The following is an 18,221-nucleotide window of genomic DNA, read 5'->3' on the forward strand; positions in this document are numbered from 1 at the left end:
CTGGCAGCATCCGCATCCCTTTGCGTGGCTGGACTCTGGGCCTGATGGCCGCCTTCACGTTCAGACAGATATCGGAGAAGGCTGATGCGTATTCTGGCGATTGACGACTCTCCGGATGACCTGGACCTGATCACCGCGCTGCTGGACGAGGCGGACGGCGACTATACGCTTTTGGCGGTGCAGAACAGCTCCGAGGCCTACGCCAGCCTCGACGACGGACCGGTTGATTGTGTTCTGCTGGACTATCGGCTCAGCGGCGAGAGTGGGCTGGCGATCCTCAGCACGTTGAAAGAGCGCGATGCCGATTGCCCGGTGATCCTGATGTCGGGGATCGGGTCGGTCGATGTCGCGGTCGATGCGGTGCGCCTCGGTGCAAGCGATTTCTTGTACAAGGACGAGCTATCGGCTGCAACGCTCAAGACCAAGATCGCAATGGCGCTTCAGCGCGCCGCTCTCAGCAAGGAGCTGGAGCAAACGTTGCAGACCGTCAAATCCCTGCCACCAACCAGCGATCCGGAATTTGCCAAGGTCGTCAAAGAAGCCAATCTGGAAAGCGTGATGGCGCGATCTCTGGGTGTGCTGCGCAACATGTCGATGGCCGGCAGCAGCACCCCGGTGACCCGCGCCGTCACCGGGGTCAGCGGCCTGCGCGATCGAAATCCGCACCTGTTTCACGAATTGGTCAACCGCTACCTTGGCGTGCTGGATCCCTACCTGCGCCAACTCACCGCGAAATCCGACAAACCCTTGTCAGAAATGCGCGCCATCGCTCATGCTGTTGGTTCTTATGCCGGCGGGCCGCGTGACCTGCTGGATATTCACGTCGCGGCGACGGAAATCGGGGCCAGACAGGTGGCTCCGTCGCGTGCCGAAGCCGTCTTGATCGAAGGGCGCCTGCTGGCGCTTGAACTGATGGGGTTACTTGTTGACTACTATCGTTATCGGCGCATCGAGCCCAACCCGGAAAGGGACCAGAATTGAAGTATATCCTCAGACTGTACATCGCGGGCTCCTCGCACAGCTCTTCGGCGGCCATCGCCCAGCTCGAAGAAATCTGCAAGAACCACCTGAGCGAAAGTTACCAGCTCGAAGTGATCGACGTGCTCGAAAATCCGGAAATGGCGGAAAAAGACAAAGTCATCGCCACACCGACGCTGATACGCGAATTGCCACCACCGCTGCGGAAAATCATCGGCAGCCTGACAGAACGACAAAAATTGCTGATCGGTCTTGATCTGATTGAGGCAGATCGGCTGACGCAGGGAGAAAATAAATGAAACGTGCGGCACTGCACCCGATGACCACTGGCGTGCCAGGTCTTGATGAAATCACCGACGGCGGCTTGCCACGGGGGCGCACGACCCTGGTGGCCGGCACCGCAGGCAGCGGTAAGACGGTTCTGGCCCTGCAGTTCATCTATACCGGCATCCAGGAATTCAACGAACCCGGTGTCGTCGTGACCTTTGAAGAATCCCCCGACGAGCTGAAGCGGAACGTTTTCTCGCTCGGCTGGGATCTGGATGCGCTGGAGGATGCAGGCACGCTGGCCTTTGTCGATGCGTCGCCCGAACCTGGTGAAGAAATCGTCGAAAGCGGCAGCTATGACCTGACGGCCCTGCTGGCCCGTATCGAATATGCTGTCACGCGAACCGGTGCCAAACGTGTGGTGCTGGATGCCATCGGGTCAATCTTTCCACAGTTCAAGGACCCGACCGTGGTCCGGCGGGAGCTGCACCGGATTGCGGGCGGCCTGCGCATACTGGGCGTCACTGCCCTGATGACCATCGAGCGTAGCGACGAATACGGCCCGATTGCCCGGTTCAGCGTCGAAGAATTTGTCGCCGACAATGTGATCATCCTGCGCAATCAGCTGGAACAGGAGAAACGCCGCCGCACCATCGAGGTCCTCAAGATCCGCGGGGCGTCACATCGCAAGGGCGAGTTCCCCTTCACGATCAACCGCCCCACCGGGCTGACCATCGTCCCGCTGACCTCCATCATGCTGACCCAGCCCTCCACCGACATCCGGATTTCGTCGGGCAATGCAGAGCTGGACGAGATGTGCGGCGGCGGCATGATGCAGAACTCGATCATCCTGATCAGCGGCGCCACCGGGACCGGCAAGACACTGATGTCGACCGAATTCACCAAGGCCGCAATCACGAACGGCCAAAGGGCGCTTGTTTTTGCCTATGAAGAAAGTCGCGAACAGCTGTTCCGCAATGCGCTGTCCTGGGGTGTGGACTACCAGGCCGCCGAAGACGCAGGCCTGTTGAAGGTGATCTGCCGGTACCCGGAAACCATGGGACTGGAAGAACATCTGATCGTGATGCAGGAAGCCATCGAAGAATTCCAGCCAGACCGGATTGCGGTGGACAGCATGTCGGCGCTGGAACGCGGCGCCACTGTGAAATCCTTCCGTGAGTTCGTCATCGGCATCACGGGGCACATCAAGGCAAAGGGCATGGCGGGGCTGTTCACCAACACCACCTCCATGCTGGTCGGCGGCGAGTCGATCACGGAAACCCATATTTCAACCATCACGGACAGCATCATCCTGCTGCGCTACGTCGAACTCTTTGGCGAGATGCGCCGGGGGCTTGCGGTTCTGAAAATGCGGGGTTCACAACATGATAAGGAAATTCGCGAATATACTATCGGTAACGATGGTATGACGATCCTGGGTCAGTTTCTCGGTGTGAACGGGATTCTGAGTGGCGTCCCTGTTGTGTCCGTCGTGGGCGAAAAGGACCGGTTAACAAGTATGTTCAGCGATGCCAATGGCGCTGGAGAGTAAGTCAAGAGGGTAGGTTCTATATGACAACTCAAGACTCCGACTCCGCGCAAGATCCGCGACCGGAATGGCAGTTTGAATTCTATCACTCGAATTCCGTCATAGAGCTGGACGCCGCTCTGACGCGGTTGAAACGTCTGCTGGATACCCATCTCATCGGGCGATATGCGCTGGATGTGGTGGATGTCACCGATCATCCCGACCGCGCGGAGCGGGAAAAGATTACCGCGACGCCGACCTTCCTGCTGCGCGGGCCGAGGGAGACACGCAAATTGCTGGGCGTGCCATCCACGGTCGAGGATATCCACTTTCTGGCCGGGCATACCGCGACCCAGAAACAGACCCCGATGAACAGGAACGGGCGGCCCACCGGGCCGCCTTCCCCCTCCGCCGCCGGTTCCACCGCCGCAAATGACCAAGAACTACAACTGGCCCGGGCAAAGGCGCAGCTGTCCCAAGCCAGACAGGAAATCGACGAGCAGGAAGCCACCATTGAACGGCTGCAATCGGTCAATGCCGAGCTCAAGGATTTTGCCTATCGCTTTGCCCATGACGCAAAAGGCCCGCTGAGGACCGTGCGTCAGATGATTGCCTTTGTCGAAGAAGACAGCGGCGACGCGCTGACAGAGGAATCGCGCGGCGATCTGCAGCGCGCCGTCGACATCGCGGCCCGGCTTTCCACCCTGATGGACAATACGCTGACCTATGCCCGCGCGGGCGCTGCACCGCTCACCATGAAATCCGTCGATCTCGGCAAGCTGCTGAACTGGGTCTCGACCGACCTGCGCGCAGCGCTGATAGAAAGCGGCGGCAGTGTGGACATCGGGCCCATGCCGAAGGTGGCCGGCGAAGAAAGCGAACTTTATCGCTTGTTTCTCAACCTGTTGGGCAACGCCATCAAATACCGACGGCCCGATGTAGCGCCTTTTGTCAAAATCTGGTCGGAGCCGGTCAAGAATAGCAAACAGGTCCGCGTGCATATCAGTGACAATGGAATTGGATTTGACGATTCCTACGGCCGCCGGATTTTTGAACCGTTTACGCGGCTTGTCGACAACAGCAAATATGAGGGATCCGGCCTCGGCCTCGCCATCGTCAACAGAACGGTGGAACGCCATGGCGGGTCGATCTCTGCCAAGGCAAAATTGGGCGAAGGCAGCACCTTTTCCATCACCTTGCCCGCAGCCCCCCGACAAGCGTAATTGAATCTGTCCGCCTCCCTGCCCTGTCTGGTAGGTTTCAGCAAACAACGCCCTGTTCGCAAACCTTGCCTGTCGTGACGCGGCTGCAGGGCTTTCGGCCAGGGGCAGCCTCGCACGGCGGCTTGCCAATGGCCGAAAATCCCGGTCTTGCCCTTGATCAGAGAATAACGCGATGTCCGCGGCCGATCAGGCAGTTGCGGACCACATCCTCCTGTTCGTCCATGGTGCCAGAGGAGGCAGCAGCTGCGCCGCTGGCTGCCCCCAGAAGAGTAGCACCCGCAGCATTGGCCAGCCGATCATCGCCCGGATCTGGCTTCACCGCCGCACCAATAACGCCCAAAAGCGCCGCCCCGGCAAGGGCGCCCCCCAGCGTATTGCCCGCTCCGTGAGACCGGGCCGTTTGTTGGCACTCCGTCAGATCGGCGCGGAAATGCGCGTTCTCCGGCCCATCCAGCGTCGGGCGATAGTCAGCCCCCGTCCCTTCGCAACCTGCAAGCAACATAAGCCCGCCAGCTACGCACAACATAGGTTGTCGCATCGTTTTCTCTCCAGTTACTGAACCCCGGACGGGACCACTGCACCGCCCTGCGCGAGTCGTATAACAGATATTTTTTATTGATAAACAGCAATTTTTCGCCTAAGAACAAAATGTCAAAGCCTGTAGGAGAAAAGCATGCGGTATCTTGCACTCGGTCTAAGGGTCGTGTTCGTCGTCTATCTTGTCGTTGATCTGGTATTGCTGTTTTTGATCCTGCTTGCCGCTGCAAATGGCGAAACGGAGGGCGTGATCCTCTTTGCCGGGATGGAACATCAGGTCCCCCTCGGAACCCAGGTCCCGCTTTGGGGGCTTGCTGTGACGGCGCTTGTCGCGGCCGGTTATCTTGGCAGCGTCGCTGTTTTGTTCTATGCCATTCATTTGCTGTTGGGATTTGCTCAACAGCAGGATCTGCACAACCCGCGCACCGGCCTCCTGCTACGCCGGATGGGGAAATCCCTGGTGGCGCTCTGGGCTGTGTTGATCCTGATTGAAACCGTTGTGCCGGTCGCGCTTTTTGCCAGTGGTGTCGAAATCGAGGTCGATCTTGCGCCACTGGATGTAAAGGTCGTACTGGCGATCGTCGGCGCTGCCCTTTGGCTAGTGGCGCGCCTGGCAGACGATGCGCAAAGAATGCGAGAGGAATTGGATCATGTCGTCTGACCCAGGAGAGATAATCGTTCGACTGGATGTGATGCTGGCCCTGCGCAAAATGAAATCGCGCGAATTGGCGCAACGGGTTGGTATCACCGAGGCCAATATTTCGTTACTGAAGTCTGGAAACGTCCGCGCCGTACGCTTCAGCACCCTTGCGGCAATCTGCGCGGCGCTGGACTGTCAACCCGGAGACCTTCTGGAGTTTCAAGCGTCCTCAAACGACTAACCCAGCTCGCCGTAATCCCGGGCCCGGCCGCGCGGCCACGGCGTGTCTTCGACGGCGCCCGCTGCCCCGACAAAGCAACAGATAAAACCAGTCGGACGCTGACTTTGAGCAAGCAACTGGACGCGCCGAACGGAAGCGCGACCGATCAAGGCAGGAGCCCGACCGATCCGCGTGCCTCCTGTGCCATGCCTGTGGGCCGGGCGAACCCGACCCACAGATGATACTCAAAGACGATCAAAGGATGAAGTCACTGGCGAGATAGTCTGCCGCCACAGTTCCAGCACCGTCATTCACCCGGATGGAGAGGTCGATGACGCCATCATTATCCACACTTGCAAAAATGCGAGTCTGGGTTCCCGAGTCCACGACCCACAAGCTGCCTGGCCCCGCCGCAAGGCCGTCAGCGTTGGTCACGTTGCCGAGGAAGGTAAAGGTCTGGTTGCCCGCAACAGTGGTGTCTGCATCAATGCCGGACAAATCGATCCGGTCCCCCCCGCCAACACCAATGCCGGACATATCCTGAATGACATCTTCGGCACCAACTGCGGAGTCCGATGTGAAGTTGAAATCGAAAATGTCGTCCCCGGTGCCACCGAGCAGATTGTCCGCGCCAGCGCCGCCCAGCAGGGTATCACTGCCGTTGCCGCCTACCAGCGTGTCATTCCCAGAGCCACCCTCCAACAGGTCAAACCCGTCATCACCACGCAGGACATCGTCGCCAGCTTGTCCGAACAGCAGGTCATTCTGCTGATCCCCATTCAGGGTATCATTGCCGTTGCCGCCGTACATCGTGTCTTCACCGGCATTCCCCAACATGAGGTCGTCGTCATTTTCACCGAACATTTGGTCATTACCATTGCCACCGCGCAAGACGTCATTGCCATCCCCGCCCAGCATGATGTCATTGCCGTTTTCGCCAACAACCGTGTCGGCGCCGTCTTCACCATCAATGAAGTCGTTCCCGCCGCTACCGCTCAGGCTGTCATTACCGATGCCACCACGGACACTGTCATTGTCGTTACCTGCAAATACCGTATCATTGCCGGCCCCGCCATTGATCACATCGATGCCATCGTTGCCGCGCAGCGTGTCATCGCCATCCCCACCGTCCAGGCTGTCATTTCCGGCCCCACCTTCAAGCAGGTCACTGCCGACGCCGCCATTGGCGGAGTCATCGCCTTGACTGGCAAAGATCGTGTCGCTGCCCTCACCACCGTTCAGGGTGTCGTTTCCTTCACCACCGGTCAGCGTGTCGTTGCCAATGCCACCACTCAGCATATCGTCCCCGGAAAACCCGAGGATCCGGTCATTGCCGCCGTTGCCGACCATGATGTTCGCACCACTGGTGCCGCGCAGATCATCACTACCATCACCTGATGTGATATTCTCAAAATTGATGAAGGATTCTCCGGCGAAATTGGTGTTCCCGGATATCAGGTTAACCACATAGTCGCCGTTGAAAAGCGTCGTATCCAAGGTGTCGATATCGGCACCACCGTCGAGCAGTTCGGCAGTCCCCAGACCGGCAAAGATCGTGTCGTCGCCTTCCTCACCAAAAATCGTCGATTCCCCGGAGGAGGTCAGATTATCATTGCCGGTCCCGCCAAAGATCGTATCGAAGCCGCCAGCGTTGGTATTGGTCACGGTATCATTGCCGGCGCCAGCAATGACGATGTCATCCCCCAGACCAGAATCGATCGAGTCATCGCCCGATCCGGTGGTGATGCTGTTGGCCGTGCTGGTCCCGACGACGGTGGTGTTGCCATTGCCAGTGACGATGTTTTCGAAGTTGATAAAGGATTCACCGAAGTTAGTCACTCCGGTCACCAGATTGACCTCGTAAAGACCATTGTACAGGGTCGTGTTCAACGTGTCGTTTCCGGCACCGCCATCAAGCGTTTCAAACGATGTGTTGCTTGCGAAAATCACGTCATTTCCACCGCCGCCGAAATATTCACCCCCTCCGGTAGAGGCATGGATGACATCATCACCAGCCTGACCATACACGGTCTTGGTGCCAGTGCCTGCCAGAACGGTCGATCCGCCAATTCCGGTGGTGATGACATCGGAATTCAGAACGTTCGCCACTTCGTTGTCATAATCATCCGGGTCGATGGTCGACCCCCGCGGATCCCAGACAGAAGCAAAGATTTCGCCCGAGGTCTGATCGGTCCAGGCAAAGAGGATACGTCCGTCACCGGTGACGCTCATATCAATGTTGGTGGTGCCGACATTCTCCACCACGAACTCAGCGCCATCGGTTGTACCATCCGCGTTGAACCGCTGGGCCCGCAGGGATTGGTTGGTGTCGTCATCCCAGGCGATGACAAAATCGCCATCGGGCAAGGCCTGGATGACCGGTTCGTTTTGAAAGTTGGTGCCACCGGCGACGAGCGTCGTAGCAAAGGTTTGAACACCGGTGTTGGAAAAGGCCCGCATGTAGATATCGTTGTTCTCGACCCAGGTCGCAACAAAACCGCCCCCTTCGAGGCTTGTCACGCGCGGATCAGATGCGGGTCCGCCAACAAGGGCGAAGGCGCTAGCGCCGACGGTGGTACCGGACGCCGTGCGGATGGTGAATTCAAGGCTGGTGGTCCCGGAGTCATCTTCCTCGTACACAGTCACGAAGTCGCCATTGCTCAATACGGCCACATCGCCGAGCCGATCAAAGTCAGCGCTGTTCTGCGCTGCCCCGAATTCAGTTCCCAGTACCCCCGCCTGGTCAATGACCTTCGCGTTGATATCGACATCGGCCCCGACGTCGTCGTCATAGGCGATAAAGATATCGTCGTTGCTGGCGATCAGGTTGGCCGCAATTTGCGGATTTCTCAGGAAATCCGCGGCAACGTTTTCCGTTTCAATGGTGAAGGCGGTCCCTGTCCCGAACTGTCGGTCACCATCGAAATCAAACCGTTCGTAGACAACACCGGTCTGGTTCGTATTTCCAATATCATCATCGATGGCCGTCAATGCGAAACCATCGTGGGTCGCCGCCAGTTCGAAATCACGCTCGTCGTCCGCATTGGCAAACTGGTTCAAACGGAAGCTGTCGCGGACCACGTTGCCTTCGGCGTCATAGATCTTGGCGATGATGTCAGTCCCGGCTGGGCTCGCGCCTGCAATGTCGCCGTTGGTCGCTTCGACCCAGGCAACGATAAAATATCCGTTGTTCAGCCCGAGGATCTTGGGATCCGACTGACTGCCAGTCGCAGCTGTGCCGGTGTTAACCTGAAATTCATTGAGCCATTCTGTTGGGGTTGCCATTTTAAAAATCCTTAAAAACACTGGTAAAGCCCAAGAGTGCAGGCAACGCTCCGATTCGATCAACACCCCCACTGGCAACTGGCGATCAGGTTAAATGCTGAACATGTTGCCTAAGTACTCCCCCTCGCGAACGGACAGCAGTCGGGCCAACCGATCCAGCGCAGACAATAGTCGTTTATATGCAAGTTCTTCCCGGCATTCCGACTGTGCCGCGCGCCGCTGTTTTGTGCGCTCTCATCCGAGTGATCATGATACCTCGCATCCCCAACGGACCGTTCATTCCATGCCGTTTCTTCGGCGAATTTCCGCCACCGCTGGTAATTGGATCCAAAAGCATCGCTCCAGACGGCTCGGACCACGGTGAATTGATCGTCAAACACGCTTTGTATTTGCAGCCGCGGAGCAGCGTTTCGCGCGTTTCTCGGCCGCTGAACGACCACCCCGTCGATCTCCATCCGCGGACCCGAATGGAGTTGCTCGGCAATTGCGTCGGCAATCACCAGCCAGGCCCCATCGGCGCAAAGGTGTCGTAGCAGGCAAGCTTGTGCTTGCCGTAGAAATCCACAACTCCCAGTCAGGGGCGATCTGGTCACGCAGGGCCTTGCCCCCATCCTTCGGGAAGAGCATCATGGCAGCATCCGTCATCTTTGCCGCCGAAGCTGGACGGCGATCATGCCAAACGTGCTTTCGATCACCACTCGCAACCTGGTTCAGTGATCCACCCACCACACTTGCCATGAATGCCGCGCTTTGAACACGCTTCAGAAGCACGTGACAGGCATAGCCTGTCGAGGTCTGCCTTCGGTATTTGGCAGCATAGATCACCAGATCACGGCCTTCACAGGCCACAAGATCCTCTCTATGGTTCAGAACCGCTCCAAGAGTGCCAGCCCAGAAAGTCTCGCAAAAGGGGCGTAAGACCTGCGAAAACAAAAAGTGACAGAACGTGAAAGTGGAAAAGAGCGTAGGAAGCCGAAAAACGCTCCGCCAAGATCCCTCGGCTTCGAGTGGCGCAACGATATGACTTAATGGCGGAGGGAATGACTCGCTCCGCAATTCGGCTGTTTTGGCGTTTCGGATCGTGTCTAGACGCCACGAAAATCCCTGAAACTTGAGAAATCTGTCCGACCCCATGCCAATGGGCATCGCGCCACCGCGAAGGATACGACATGTTTTCGATGCTGAGCGCCAATTTACGCTCTATCCGCCTGTTTCGGACATAGCCTCTGAGTACTCAACATACCGACTTGAATAGGTTTTCTTCTTACGGCTTCGTTCTGCTGCGACCATAGTGAGTTGCGCAAAAGGAGACGAAAATGAGCGAAGTATGTCTGAGTCAGATCGAACTGGCGGCCCGTTGGAAGATCAGCCACCGAACACTTGAGCGCTGGCGTTGGGCTCAAGAGGGTCCGCGATACCTCAAGCTGGGCGGACGGGTAATCTACAGGCTGTCCGATGTCGAGGCATTCGAGAGGGAGGTTCAAAGCTTTCCAGACAAGCTATCGATCGAAGATTGACGCCGCTGGCTCGACGCTTGTCTTGCATGAAGAGGCTTCGCAGAGATACAAAATCCAATCCAGATCGGTCGAGTTTTCACCGATTGCGTGACCACGTTTGTCGTCTCCTGAGCAATCAAGGCGGAGCAAACCGACAAGCAACGGCCACCTACCCCCACACGGGCATTCTACTATGGATAAGTAGCAAGGCCGCTTATTGAAAGGTACAGCAATGCCTGCGGAAGATCCTGGGAAGCTAGTCGCGGGTAACCGCTACCTGCATCGAGACGCGGTCGCCCATCTGGAGCAAGCCTTGCAGTCAGAAGTCTGGGAGGCAGAAGCGATAGCGAATGCATCGCACTGGAACGTCGTCAAGATTAACACGATTGGACTAAAGCGAATTTCGCTCCTAACTTACGAGGATTTTGAACGGCCGTTTCCGGCCTTGCTCGAGAGCATCACCGTGAACCTAGAGAACCAGACTGCGGTTCGGCGTTCTTACCGTGCACGCGTCAACCCACCAGTACTTCATCGCAAAGAACTTCTCCTGCCAGCTGATCACCCAAGGTGCGAGGAGTTTAGCGAACTGACGATGGGCCTCGAACGCATAGGGCTTCTCAGAGAGACGAGTTCCATTGGGACACGGCGTGCATGGGACGAACGTATGCGGGAAGCGGGCGTCAAAATTGTCGGGCATACAATTGAGCTGCTTGACGAGCCCCTTTCAAAGCCAGATGCCACCATCCAACGACATCTCGCGGCCATCCGGAGAGACGGGCTATCGTCACCAATTCAGTCACTGATCCGTTATGGCTTAATCAACGAAGAGAGCACCGTATTCGACTACGGGTGCGGATTCGGATCGGATATCGAAGGGCTTCAGGCGGCTGGCATTTCGGCCGCCGGGTGGGATCCATACTACGCTCCGGATCAGCCACGCGAGCCAGCTCACGTGGTAAACCTCGGCTTTGTTCTGAATGTGATCGAGACCCCCGCTGAGCGGCAGGATGTCCTGCGTTCGGCCTTTGCCCTCGCGCAACGCTGCCTTGCGGTCGCCGTCATCACCTCCAGCCGCGCGCGAACAGAGACGTGCCGACCCTATGGTGACGGGCACGTCACACGCCGTGGTACGTTTCAGAAATTCTATCGCCCGGTCGAACTCAAGGAAGTTATTGAATCCACGCTGGGCAGAGAGGCATTTCCAGCAGGACCAGGTCTCTTCTTCATTTTTGCAGATCCGTTGTCCGAGCAATCCTACATGCTGTCTCGACAAACTCGCCGGTCCGTCCCGTCCGTGAGCGCCGCCGCAAGGCGAAAGGAGGCGCGAGAAGCGGCCTTCGAGGCCCTCCGACCTGACCCTCGAAGCCATTGCGGCAGTAGCGACAGAACTTGGAAGGTGGCCAGCGGTGGTCGAACTTCCGCAAGAAATACTTAACCGGCTCGAGGCGGCAAATACCTCGGCCGCGAAGGCAATCAGTTTGGCGAGTAGCCTGTCCGACCCCGAAATTCTCGACGAAGTAGCCCAGCAGAGGCAGGACGATATCGCTGTCTATTTAGCGCTCAATCAATTCAATCGGCGCAAGAATTACAGGGACTTGCCAGAGCGTCTCCAAAGGGATGTCCGCGCGCTGTTCCAGAATTTCACCATGGCGCAAGCGACAGCGCGTGATCTGCTTTTCTCTCTCGCTGACTCTGAGCGTCTCTGCGCCGCGGCCGAGGCTACCGCCAGCGAAGGTCTGGGTTATTTGGACGAAGACCATAACTACTGGGTTAGCACCGAACTGACACCGCGACTCCCCGCAGTGCTGCGTTGTTTTGCAGGCTGTGCTGAAAAGTACGCCGGTGGCTTCGACGAGATGCAACTTATTAAATTTCATCTTCGAACCGGCAAGTTGACGGGTTTCCGCTATGCAGACTTTGAACTGTCCCCTCTTCCGCGTCTAGAGGTTCGAACTAAGGTCGATCTGAGGCGGCAGCGAATTTCGGACTTCGACCACCACGGTGAGGATCAGCGCCTGCTCTTGAAGTCTCGATTCATGGCATCTGATCAAACTGGGTTTGAGCGTCAGAAAAGGTTCGATGCGCAAGCGGCTGAAATCGGATTGGATGGGTTCGGGATCCGCGCCACCGGAACGGAGATAGCGTTGGCCGCCGAAACTGCGGGCCTTGTTCTTAGCGGGTGGAGTTGGGCGCCTGTTGCTTTCCGATAGCAAAAGCACTTTTATTCATGGCTGCCAGGACTGGCTGATAAGCTTGGGGAGTTGCTTTGCGCCGCTACGAAGAACTAGATTAGGCAAAAAAACCGATGCGTTGCCAAGTGCATTACTTCAACCAGTAGGCAGGCGATACTCAGCGTGAAACCAGGCATTTTCCTCACCAAGCGCGCTCAGACCCGCCCGCCATCGACAAGTATGCGCAATTCAGTCCAGAGCAAAACCATCCGCAGCTTCCCCCAAGGTCATTCGGCTATGCTGATGATATGAGCAAAACTAAACTCCTTGAGTTCCTCAGAAATACCATGTCGATGACGGACGTCTACCAGCCGGTGGTCGTGAGGGAACTGCTCTTGCATGGTGGGCACCGCACAAAGACCGAACTGGCTGCCGCGCTCGCGGCCCATGACATCGCCGTTCAGGAATATTACGAACGCATCGTGATGCGCTGGCCGAAGATCAGCCGCCATACTCAGCTGAAGATTGCTTTGTCGGAACTTGTCGTCGTCAAGCGTCAGCAGCGCGAAGCCAATCCACCCTGCGCCATCGTAGACCAGCAGCAGGCCCTCATCCTCAACCCATGCGCGCCAGCCAGTCCGGGGCGGCAAGCGCAGCCATGCACCATCTGTGAATAGTGCAACGTTCAGGTCCCAGCCCGCCCAATCGCCCGTGCCGCCGCTGGCCACGATATAGCGGTCGCCATCGGCGGGGCTTCCGGGCGGCGCGGTCAGGTCCCGGTCGAGGACGGAGAGCTGCACGAGCCCGTCGAGGATGCGCAGCGCCTCGTTGTGGGTGACATGCTTCTGGCCCTGCGCCGCGAGGATGTACGGCAGCAGCAGGTTGGTCGTCGTATCAGACATGGGTTGGCCTTCAGAATGTGAGCGTGGCGGTTTTGGCCGCCCCCCGCCCGATCAGGGCGGAAAGCTGGTAGATACGGATTGTCAGCGTGTCGCCGGGCGCAAGCGGCGCGCCCCAATCGGCCGTTTGCTGGGCGGCGGTGTAGATCGCGCTGGTCGTGGAGGCGGTCAGCACCCGCTTCACGGTGGCGCCGTCTAGGATCTCCACCTCGTAGGCTTCGAGCTCCTCGGCCAGCGACACCTCCACCGCGCCCCAGCTGTCGGCCGCGAGGGCCCTGGACCGCCGCGTCCAGCGGGTCGTCAGATCGCCCGGCGTGCGCGGCCTGCGCCATGGCTGCTCCACATGGGCCACGGAGAACGGCCGCAGCCCGACGCCCACCGGCGTGAAAGCTTGCGCAACGTAGGTCTCGTCGCTGACAGACCGGCTTGCGGGACCGATGCGCCAGTTCCACGGCAGCCCGAGATCGGCTTCGGCGATTGGCAATGAGGCGAGAGCGTCGTCCAGCACCACAACCCGCGCGCCTGCCGGAGCCGGATTGGCCATGGCTGCCTCCGTGCCGCGCTGGCCGCGCAGCAACCGCGTGAGCCGATACCGGCCGGGGGCGACCAGTTCCGCCACGCCCGCCTGCACGACTTCCCAGACTCCCGATGCACTCTCTATCGCCAGCGCGTTTGCCCCACCGAACAGGGTTAGTTCGGTGACGCTTTCCAGCGTGCCGGTTAGCAGATCGACCACCAGAGCATTGCCGAGATCGAAGCGCGAGGTGGGGCCTGCGAAGAAATCCGAGACCAGAGTTCCAATCCGGGCCCGGCCGCCGAACGTCGTCAACAGTTCGAAGCCATCGGTCGATGGGCTGCGAAACACCGCCATCTCCCCCGGCCAGGGAACGGCATGAGCCGCGACGAACGGTCGATGCGCAGGCTGATCCTCAGTCAATTGCGGCAGATCCAGCAGCACCAACTCGGGTGCGCCGAACACCACGGCTTTTGACAGGGACGATGGGCGTGGTGCTCCGGGTGGCAGATCGTGGGCCGCGCGGTCTTGACGGACAGCTTCGATCCCACGTGCCTCCGCATCTGCGATTGAGACAAGCCGCAGCGGGATGTGCCGTCCGTCATGGATCAGAGTGACGACGTCCGCCGGATCCAGCGCCAGCCGTGAGGGCGGCAAGCGAAACGCTGCCGTCTCCCGCCCGGTCCATGCTTCCATCAGCGCGCGGCGGCAGCGGCGCTCGGCCTCCTCTGGCGGAACCGCCATGGGGAAGCTTTCTGAGGCGATGCGCGTGGTGTCGACGGTGATGCGCCGCGCCTCGACGAGGGCGGCGTCATAATCCTCATCGGCGCGGGCGACCTGCCATTTGAGCGCCTGTGGCAGTTCGGTCTCCTGCGCGCGGGTCAGTTCCAATAGGTCGCCCTCGCGGGCCGCCACCAGATCGTCATGTGCGATGCCGGTGATGGACGTCCGGCCGCGCATCACGAAACGGATCATGCCCTCGGTCTCCACCGCGTCGAACCCGAAATGCCGCGACAGCGTGGTGATCGAGGCGCGCGGGCTTTCCAGGGCGCCAATGGCGTAGCCTTCGACCGCGCCCCAGAGTCCGGTGACGTCGATCCGGGCCTCGGGCATTCCCGCACGCACGCAGAGATGGCGCACAAGGGCTGCGAGCGACACCGCCCCGAGCCGTCCCGTCAGCCAGTGGCCGAGCCGCCAGTTCGCTCCGTCCGTCCAAACGTCGGTGAGCGCCGGAAAGAACGGATAGGGCCGCGCGTCCCAGGTCCAGGCGGCGCATTCCGGAACGTGGACCATGCGCCCGCCATAGACGGACGACACCGGGTTGTTCGCGGCCTCACCCCACCAGAGATATGTCGCCTCGAGATAGGCGCGCTGGATCGCGTCGTCGCGCCAGCCCCGCGAGAAATGCGGCGTGAAACTCTCCGACGACTTCGGATCGAAGAAGACGTTCGGCTGGTTGGTGCCCCGGTCGATGGCCGGACAGCCGAGCTCGGTGAACCAGATCGGCTTGGACTCCGGCACCCACGCCGTCGGCGTCCCGCTCTCCACCCCGCCCGGGCGGTCGTAATGCGCGTTCGTCCACCAGGCGCGTAGATCCTTGTAGCGGAAGACCCACGGCTTGGCCGCCGCACCATCGGTGATCGCGGTCCGGACCTGCGCGGTGCGATCGGCAGCGCTGGCATAAAACCAGTCGAAGCCTTCCCCGCCTTCTATGTTCGCCTGCAGGTAGGCGCGGTCGTAGATCGCGGGCCAGCCCTCGGCCGCATCTGCATGCTCGAACCCGTCGCGCCAATCCGAGAGCGGCGTGTAGTTGTCGATCCCGATGAAATCGATCTCCGGATCGGCCCAGAGCGGATCGAGGTGTAAGAACACGTCGCCGCTACCGTCGCCCGGCTGGTGTCCAAAGTATTCCGACCAGTCGGCGGCATAGCCGATCCTGGTGCCGGACCCGAGGATCGAGCGGACGTCCGCAAGAAGGTCCCGATACGCCTGCACAGCCGGATAAGTGCTGGCTCCAGAGCGGATCGTCGTCAACCCCGGCATCTCGGTGCCGATCAGAAAGGCATCGACCCCGCCTGCCGCCGCGCAGAGATGGGCGTAGTGCAGCACCATCCGGCGCAGACCCCAGTCGCCGGACGCGCCGGTCCAAGAAACCGACTGACCCGAGACGTTGAAGCTGGCGGGCGTCGCCGCGCCGAACAGCGCCGCCACCTGGCTTGCGGCCGTGGCGGTCTTGTCCACGGTCCCAGCATAGCCCGCAGCCGGAGAACAGGTGATCCGCCCTCGCCAGGGGAATGCAGGTTGGCCCGTGCCGGCGGTGTCATCGGAATATGGGTTAGGCAGGGAGTTGCCCGGCGGCACATCCATCAGGATGAACGGATAGAAGGTGACGCGCAGGCCGCGCGCCTTCATCTCCCGGATTGCCTGCATCACCGCGAAATCGGCGGGCGTGCCACCATAAACCGGCCGATCCTGATCGTCGCGGCTGACCAGAAAGGCATTGGCCCGGCTGACGCCATTCACGGACCAGGCCGACGGCGTTGTGGTCTTGGCGGTTACCTCAACCCCGGGCCGCACCTTGCAATTACCTGCCCGCAGATCGTCGCCGAACCAGGCAACCACCAGCGACACGCTCTCGACCTTCGGCGCCATGGCCTGCAGCCGGTCCAGCGCCACCACCATGTCGGCGGTGTCGGTCAGCGCGTTCAGGTTCTCGGGAGTTTGCGATCCACTGCCGCCTTTGCGAATACCCTGCGTGGCATAGCGGACGGCAAGCCCGGCATTTAAGCGGGTCTTGGCGGCCTTGTCGCGCTTCAGGCGCTCGTCGATCTCGCGCTGCAAGATCGCCAGCAACTCGACCGGCAGGGCCGCGATTTCCGCTGCACTGAGGAACGGCAGATCGTCCGGCGTTGGGGTGTTCTCGGGGAATGGCATGAAATGGTCTCCGTGATCGGTGAAAAAGGATTGGAAGGCGGGCATCACGCGGCCTCGAGCAGGCGCACCGACAAGGCGGCTCCGCTGGACCGGGGTTTGGGCCGCGCGATGGCGATGTAGGCGAAGTGGTCGGGCCCAATCCGCGCCTGGACGAGATGGACAAGGTTCTGCTCGGCCGCGCGGAGGGCCGCGGCCGCGACCTGACGCAAGGCGCGCTGACGGTCTGCAGGCAGCTTCGACAGGACGGCGGTGGCATCGACCGCGAGAAACCTGCGGTGATAGATCAGCGTCTCGCCGGGCTCGGCCTGCGCGATCCAAGCGCAGAGCCCAACCTCGTCCAGGCCGCCTGCGGCGCAGAACGGCACGACTCGGTCGTCCGCAAAATCATCGAGGCGGACCATCACGCCGCACCCGCCTTCGCATCCCCGCCGGTGCTGTGGCGCAGCTGTTCCTGTTCGAACGCGATGATATCCTCCATGCGGTAAACCACACGGCCGCCCAGCTTCATGAACTGCGGGCCTTCTCCGGCCCACCGCCACCGCTCCAGCGTGCGGTGCGAGATGTTCCACCGCCGGCCCAGTTCTTTCTGATTGAGGTGTTTGAGCTGCATCTTTGTCTCCTGTCGCTCGCTGCGTTGGGAGGAAGATGCGAAATCCTGCTGTGGGATGTCGTCAGGATCGAAGTGGGATGCGGAGGGGGATCAGTTTGAGCCTTGCAACTCAGCGGCGACTGCCGTGGCGGGGGATGGTGATCCCACTCTCATCCCCCGGCGCATCCCACTGTGGAGCCGGAGGGACACGCGTGCCGGAACGGGATGGGTCGGAAGCAGCCGCAGTTCAGACGATAGTTGCCGCGACCGTTCGATTCGATCAGCGACCGCCACTGCTTCTGGGATTTGAACACGTCGGACATCTTCAGGCTCTTGGAGCCCGCAGCCGACAGGATCGCCTTGCCACTCTGCCAGGCCTCGCCACGGCGCGTAGCCTCATGCAGCGCACGGACAACCTGCGCCTGGATCGGGCCAAGGCGGAACTGGTGCCCGCCGCAACGCACTTCGTGATATTCAGGTGACGCGCTAAAGATTGGCAGTTGCGGTCCAGTGTCTGCGCCGGAGAACCCTGTCTCGGTTTCGAAACGGTCACGTTCCTCGAGCCTTAGCAGCAGATCTCCTATCATGACGAAGATCGGCTCAGCTTCGCCATAGAGCGCTGCATAGGACGCGCGCGGCGTCCGGAAATCGCTGATATGGATCTCGCTGCACCGGAAAAGCTGGAAGACGTCCTGAGCATAGAGATCCAGCAGGCCGCTATAGCGGCTGTGCTCCCACGGAACGCGGAACCGCTCCCCGTTGCCGGTATCCTCGTAATCACCCAGCTCAAGCGGGATGCCGAAGACGCGCACCGACAGCCGCAGCTTGTCGTTCTCCGCTAGATAGATCAGGTCGGCCTCGGAGATGGACCAGCGATCGAGGATCTCCGGCAGAGTAAAATACGCCTTCTCGATCTCCATCTGACCCCCGATCCCTGCCA

Annotated in this window: 15 protein-coding genes and 1 pseudogene; 9 read left to right on the plus strand and 7 right to left on the minus strand. The window is 59.9% G+C overall.

The features are described 5' to 3' along the window. Positions 1–84 precede the first annotated feature (84 nt). Genes TRIHO_RS22060 through TRIHO_RS22075 form a run of 4 tightly spaced genes read left to right on the plus strand, consistent with a single transcriptional unit; the run spans position 85 to position 3,996 of the window. Positions 85–981, plus strand: coding sequence for a response regulator (locus tag TRIHO_RS22060; protein WP_068248862.1), 897 nt, complete (start codon positions 85–87; stop codon positions 979–981). After that, positions 978–1,277: a circadian clock KaiB family protein gene (locus tag TRIHO_RS22065; RefSeq protein ID WP_068248866.1), complete on the plus strand. Its 300-nt coding sequence runs from the start codon at positions 978–980 to the stop codon at positions 1,275–1,277. Before TRIHO_RS22060 ends, TRIHO_RS22065 begins: the two co-directional genes overlap by 4 nt. Then, complete coding sequence (gene kaiC, locus TRIHO_RS22070; RefSeq protein WP_068248868.1) at positions 1,274–2,797, plus strand: circadian clock protein KaiC; 1,524 nt, start codon at positions 1,274–1,276, stop codon at positions 2,795–2,797. The genes TRIHO_RS22065 and kaiC overlap by 4 nt, the downstream gene beginning before the upstream one ends. 20 nt (positions 2,798–2,817) lie before the next feature. Next, entirely contained in the window at positions 2,818–3,996 is a 1,179-nt protein-coding gene (locus TRIHO_RS22075) for a sensor histidine kinase (protein WP_068248870.1), read from the plus strand. 157 nt (positions 3,997–4,153) lie between these two features. On the opposite strand, the gene TRIHO_RS22080 is transcribed toward TRIHO_RS22075, so the two are convergent. Continuing rightward, a complete protein-coding gene (locus tag TRIHO_RS22080; protein WP_068248873.1) occupies positions 4,154–4,498 on the minus strand; it encodes a hypothetical protein in 345 nt (114 codons plus the stop codon). Positions 4,499–4,669: 171 nt separating this feature from the next. Between TRIHO_RS22080 and TRIHO_RS22085 the strand changes: the two genes are divergently transcribed. Continuing rightward, entirely contained in the window at positions 4,670–5,194 is a 525-nt protein-coding gene (locus tag TRIHO_RS22085) for a hypothetical protein (protein WP_068248874.1), read from the plus strand. Beyond that, positions 5,184–5,414 (plus strand): helix-turn-helix domain-containing protein, encoded by a 231-nt coding sequence (locus tag TRIHO_RS22090; protein WP_068248875.1) that lies wholly within the window; start codon positions 5,184–5,186, stop codon positions 5,412–5,414. Before TRIHO_RS22085 ends, TRIHO_RS22090 begins: the two co-directional genes overlap by 11 nt. A 234-nt stretch (positions 5,415–5,648) precedes the next feature. Here the strand turns inward: TRIHO_RS22090 and TRIHO_RS22095 are convergent, their stop codons facing one another. Continuing rightward, positions 5,649–8,678, minus strand: a complete 3,030-nt coding sequence (locus TRIHO_RS22095; RefSeq protein WP_068248876.1) for a calcium-binding protein — start codon at positions 8,676–8,678, stop codon at positions 5,649–5,651. A gap of 1,316 nt (positions 8,679–9,994) precedes the next feature. On the opposite strand from TRIHO_RS22095, the gene TRIHO_RS22100 reads away from it, so the two are divergent. The 3 genes from TRIHO_RS22100 (at position 9,995) to TRIHO_RS24340 (ending at position 12,384) form a co-directional block, all read left to right on the plus strand. Next, positions 9,995–10,195: a helix-turn-helix transcriptional regulator gene (locus TRIHO_RS22100; protein WP_068248877.1), complete on the plus strand. Its 201-nt coding sequence runs from the start codon at positions 9,995–9,997 to the stop codon at positions 10,193–10,195. A 196-nt stretch (positions 10,196–10,391) separates the two neighbouring features. Then, complete coding sequence (locus tag TRIHO_RS24335) at positions 10,392–11,609, plus strand: DNA phosphorothioation-associated putative methyltransferase (RefSeq protein WP_131811243.1); 1,218 nt, start codon at positions 10,392–10,394, stop codon at positions 11,607–11,609. Then, complete coding sequence (locus TRIHO_RS24340) at positions 11,581–12,384, plus strand: DNA phosphorothioation-associated putative methyltransferase (RefSeq protein ID WP_269745373.1); 804 nt, start codon at positions 11,581–11,583, stop codon at positions 12,382–12,384. The genes TRIHO_RS24335 and TRIHO_RS24340 overlap by 29 nt, the downstream gene beginning before the upstream one ends. A gap of 248 nt (positions 12,385–12,632) precedes the next feature. On the opposite strand, the gene TRIHO_RS24265 is transcribed toward TRIHO_RS24340, so the two are convergent. From TRIHO_RS24265 to TRIHO_RS22135, 5 genes and pseudogenes are all read right to left on the minus strand, one after another. Beyond that, entirely contained in the window at positions 12,633–13,247 is a 615-nt protein-coding gene (locus TRIHO_RS24265; protein ID WP_232367861.1) for a DUF2793 domain-containing protein, read from the minus strand. 10 nt (positions 13,248–13,257) lie between these two features. Next, a pseudogene (locus TRIHO_RS22120) lies at positions 13,258–16,557 on the minus strand (baseplate multidomain protein megatron); the annotation flags it as partial. A 179-nt stretch (positions 16,558–16,736) separates the two neighbouring features. Beyond that, the gene (locus TRIHO_RS22125; protein WP_068248882.1) at positions 16,737–17,093 is read right to left on the minus strand and encodes a hypothetical protein; all 357 of its coding nucleotides are present in this window, start codon (positions 17,091–17,093) and stop codon (positions 16,737–16,739) included. Next, complete coding sequence (locus TRIHO_RS22130) at positions 17,093–17,302, minus strand: helix-turn-helix transcriptional regulator (RefSeq protein WP_068248884.1); 210 nt, start codon at positions 17,300–17,302, stop codon at positions 17,093–17,095. Before TRIHO_RS22130 ends, TRIHO_RS22125 begins: the two co-directional genes overlap by 1 nt. 149 nt (positions 17,303–17,451) lie before the next feature. Then, a complete protein-coding gene (locus TRIHO_RS22135) occupies positions 17,452–18,201 on the minus strand; it encodes a hypothetical protein (RefSeq protein WP_131811244.1) in 750 nt (249 codons plus the stop codon). Between the last annotated feature and the right edge of the window lie 20 nt (positions 18,202–18,221).

The sequence above is a fragment of the Tritonibacter horizontis genome, assembly GCF_001518015.1.
GTDB classification, from domain to species: Bacteria; Pseudomonadota; Alphaproteobacteria; order Rhodobacterales; family Rhodobacteraceae; genus Epibacterium; species Epibacterium horizontis.

Bases quoted from the DNA above. Each gene is read 5' to 3' on its own strand.
- TRIHO_RS22060 (WP_068248862.1), top strand. From the start codon at position 85: ATGCGTATTCTGGCGATTGACGACTCTCCGGATGACCTGGACCTGATC.
- kaiC (WP_068248868.1), top strand. From the start codon at position 1,274: ATGAAACGTGCGGCACTGCACCCGATGACCACTGGCGTGCCAGGTCTT.
- TRIHO_RS22075 (WP_068248870.1), top strand. From the start codon at position 2,818: ATGACAACTCAAGACTCCGACTCCGCGCAAGATCCGCGACCGGAATGG.
- TRIHO_RS22080 (WP_068248873.1), bottom strand. From the start codon at position 4,498: ATGTTGCTTGCAGGTTGCGAAGGGACGGGGGCTGACTATCGCCCGACG.
- TRIHO_RS22085 (WP_068248874.1), top strand. From the start codon at position 4,670: ATGCGGTATCTTGCACTCGGTCTAAGGGTCGTGTTCGTCGTCTATCTT.
- TRIHO_RS22090 (WP_068248875.1), top strand. From the start codon at position 5,184: ATGTCGTCTGACCCAGGAGAGATAATCGTTCGACTGGATGTGATGCTG.
- TRIHO_RS22095 (WP_068248876.1), bottom strand. From the start codon at position 8,678: ATGGCAACCCCAACAGAATGGCTCAATGAATTTCAGGTTAACACCGGC.
- TRIHO_RS22100 (WP_068248877.1), top strand. From the start codon at position 9,995: ATGAGCGAAGTATGTCTGAGTCAGATCGAACTGGCGGCCCGTTGGAAG.
- TRIHO_RS24265 (WP_232367861.1), bottom strand. From the start codon at position 13,247: ATGTCTGATACGACGACCAACCTGCTGCTGCCGTACATCCTCGCGGCG.
- TRIHO_RS22125 (WP_068248882.1), bottom strand. From the start codon at position 17,093: ATGGTCCGCCTCGATGATTTTGCGGACGACCGAGTCGTGCCGTTCTGC.
- TRIHO_RS22130 (WP_068248884.1), bottom strand. From the start codon at position 17,302: ATGCAGCTCAAACACCTCAATCAGAAAGAACTGGGCCGGCGGTGGAAC.
- TRIHO_RS22135 (WP_131811244.1), bottom strand. From the start codon at position 18,201: ATGGAGATCGAGAAGGCGTATTTTACTCTGCCGGAGATCCTCGATCGC.